Genomic DNA, 3636 nt, shown 5'->3' with positions numbered 1-3636 from the left:
TAATGGACAAACGATCATTCAAACGAAGATCACAACCAAGACCGAAACGACCTGTCGGAAGAATCTGACCTTCTTGCCAAAGATACTCCAACTCATAAGTTCTTGTATCAAGCGCATTGGCTTCATCGTTATCAAAACCACGATTCAGTCCTGCACCGGCAAAGATGTAACCATTGAACACCCGCTTCGGATTAAAACCACAGAACAAAGCGCTGAGATCAGCCATAATATCCACATTACCTTGCAGATATTTATACTTATAGTTCTGCTGCGGATTAACCCATCCTCCTTTTGCCTGCCATCCACTGACACCAATACGTGCACCGAATGCGGGAGCAAACTTATAACCAACATTAAAAGCAGCTGCCGGAGATAGAAGGTCAGTAAATTTTGCTTCACCAACAGTATGAGCAGCTCCTACTTGTGCTTGAATAAACCAATGAGGTTTGAACACTGTTTTACCAGGTTCCTTTACACGTTGTTCTTGAGCAGAAACCGGCAACACACTGATTGCCAATATTCCTATTAATAGTATTCTTTTTATGCTCATAATAGATTAATATTAAACATAAAGCGCCCCTCATCAGAGAGAAGCGCTTCATGATATTTAATAAAAGGATTAGTTACCTTGAGTCTTTTCAACTGGAATTGTTACATAAGCTTTAACTGTACCCCATTTATAAGTTACTGTTACAGGCAATCTCAAGTTGAATGCACCTACAGCAGTACCATTATTCTTGTAAGTTACAGTACCATAAGCATTAGCAGCAGGACTAGTAGGAATTTCAGTAACTTTAAATGTCTTAGCATCCTGAGTTACTTTCAACTCTGACGTTACAGAACTCAATTTCTGAGTATTAATATCACCACCGTTCAAGTCAGTTGTAATTTCATCAAGATCAACAGAAATAGCAGTAACTTCATAGAACTTAAAGTAAATCTTATTTGTCTTCGGGCTAAATTCATAATCTCTCCAGTCTGTAAGCTTCAACAAATCAAGCATATTAACAGTAGAACCGTTATCAACAGCATCCTGGAACTTACCTGCACCTGCAGCTACATTAATCGGACGCAAGAAGAATGCTCTGAATTCACCGTTAGTAATAGGCAATTCTAATTCACATTCACCTGTTACAGCCTTAATATTAATCCAAGCATAGAATGCATTAGGAACTGAACTATGACTTGCAACATTCAACAAATCCTTAGCCTCATCTGTATTTGCATAAGAAATTTCACCTGTCGTCTCCTTAATAGTTGCAACTTCTTCTCCATTTGCATATAAAGTTTCAGCATTATCACTTAGAGTCAAAACATATTTAGTTCCACTCAAGCCAACAGCATCTGTACGAGTTATGTTCTTAGCAGCAAATACATATTTATATTTGTCAGATCCAATAGCAGGCTTGTTACCCATAAATACATTATCCAAGTCAACTACAAATGTACAAGTATTATTACCATCAGGAACTGCAACATTCAAGCGAACATATTCCTTATTAGCATCCCAATATTCTTTAATCTTATTATTATCAGGAATTGTCACAGCATCAATAGCATTAACTTTAGAAGTAAATGTAATAGTAACATCACCACGAGACTTCGGATCGTTAGCAGCATAAGTAACAACTGTTGTTAATGTACCATCCTTAGCCAATGCAGCAGCCATATCTGCCTGAGTAACTGTCCAAGTCAATAAGTCAGTCATTGTAGTCGGATCAGCATCTGAAACCAAAGCAACAGTACCATCGCCTTTACCATAGTTAGCTTCTCCCTCAACTGTTGAAATCTGCTTAATTGTATACTCTTTATTGAATTGAGTTCTATCTAATCCAAGTTTATTATATACTTTCACATTCATCTGTTCCACAGTCAACTTAAATTCCTTATTAGCACACTGGTTAGTAAATGCCGGATAGTCAAATTCAACTTCTTCTGCAGGAATCTTATCCTTAACAATTTCAACTTTAATCCATCCAGTGCTAACAACCTGATTATCTTTTGTCATCAACTGTACACGAACTAATGGCATACGACCAACTGCTGCATATGGAGTACCTGTTTCATTATACAATTTCGGATACAAAACACCGTCTACAATTTTTGCATAATCATTTTGTGCAGTTCCGTTATCACCTTGAATATAATTACATAAATGGAACTCATAATGCAATCCTAAGCTTTCAATATCTTTATCAGACATGGTCTGATGAGTTGCTTTAGTAGCTTCATCTTTATAACAAGTAACGACTAATGGTTTCATATCCAACCCAGTAGTTGACTTGTAAGATAACTCATAATCAGGTATTTTATCAATAGCAACCTTAGCTGTTCCGCTATTAGCACCATATAAATCATGATTTGTTGGGTTAGCAGCTTTTTTCTTCTTATCAGCCAAAACTAATGTAGTATATTTAGTCGCATATACCCCTCTATAGTCCTGATCAGTAATTGTATTTCCAGCTTTTGTTTTAACCCGAATCTTGAATCCAGTTATTTCAGAAGCTTCAACGGCCTTAATCAATTCAGCATTTGCCTTGAAGTTAACAGTCAACATACCATCTTTTACAGAATAACTATCAACGCTAGGAGCACAATCAGCAGCTCTAGTCTTAGAAATATATTCTATATCTCTAGAAAGTACTTCAATAGAAACGATCTGATCTTTAGTAGCACTTGAAGGATTCAAATAATACTTACCAACAATAACTGGAGATATATATGATTTATCAGTAGATTGCCTCCAAACCTCACCAGTAGCAGTAGCAGGTTCACAACTAGTTTTTTCACCCCAAGCATTATATTCTACACTCAATGCTTTCATAGATGGCACACCACCAAGAATGGCATCAGGTTCAAAGCTAAAGCCTGTAAGAGGTAGAATATCAGTAATCATTAAGTTAACAGGTTCTGAATCGCCACATCTTACAGCCCATCCATATGTAACACCATCTTTAGTGAACTCTGTTACACTCAAAGCATTCGATACAAGAGTAGGAAGTTTAACACCTGTAGCTTCACCATTATACTCAATTGTCACACCATCCTTACCTACTACTAAAGCAGACGGATCAAACTTAGTATCAGTGTCAGTATCCGTAAATTCAATTTCTTTAGTCTGAACATTACCTTTATCATCAGTCAAGGTAATAGTAGCCTTATTACCATCTTGAGTAACATTCAAAGTATACGTAGTATTAGTGTCTGTATCAGGAATATTATAAGTAGTAGCATCTCCATTCTGATCTGTTACTACTAACTTTCCATCTGCAAAAGACACCGATTTCACATAAGCCAATGAACCAAACTTAGTATTCAATTCGCCCAATGTTTTTTCGATTGCATCTACACGTTCGCTCAGACCATTGATGTCATCATCATAGTCTTTACAAGATGTAAATGTTCCTGTGGTAGACGCAAGTAATGCTCCAAACAGGATTGCACTTAAAAACTTTTTGTTCATAATAAAAAAAAATTTAATTTATAAATTAAAAAATAAAAATATAATTTCTCGTTTTTGATCCAAAAGCCATTTGTGTTTCCCTTTTCATTCTATTAATGTAACCTCCTTTTCTTTTCGTTTTACCTGTATCCATGATTCCTTAGTATGGACAAGAAATATATTCCCAACACTTT

The 3636-nt window shown here is 36.1% G+C and carries 1 protein-coding gene and 1 pseudogene; both read right to left on the bottom strand.

From position 1 onward, the window contains the following. Nucleotides 1-550 (bottom strand): annotated as a pseudogene (locus HMPREF2794_RS02465) (OmpA family protein); the annotation flags it as partial. 69 nt (nucleotides 551-619) lie between these two features. Continuing rightward, nucleotides 620-3463: a hypothetical protein gene (locus tag HMPREF2794_RS02460; protein ID WP_055271615.1), complete on the bottom strand. Its 2844-nt coding sequence runs from the start codon at nucleotides 3461-3463 to the stop codon at nucleotides 620-622. Nucleotides 3464-3636: the final 173 nt, after the last annotated feature.

This window comes from Bacteroides sp. HMSC067B03 (assembly GCF_001811315.1).
GTDB classification, from domain to species: domain Bacteria; phylum Bacteroidota; class Bacteroidia; order Bacteroidales; family Bacteroidaceae; genus Bacteroides; species Bacteroides faecis.
This window is presented reverse-complemented; position numbering and strand designations above follow the sequence as displayed.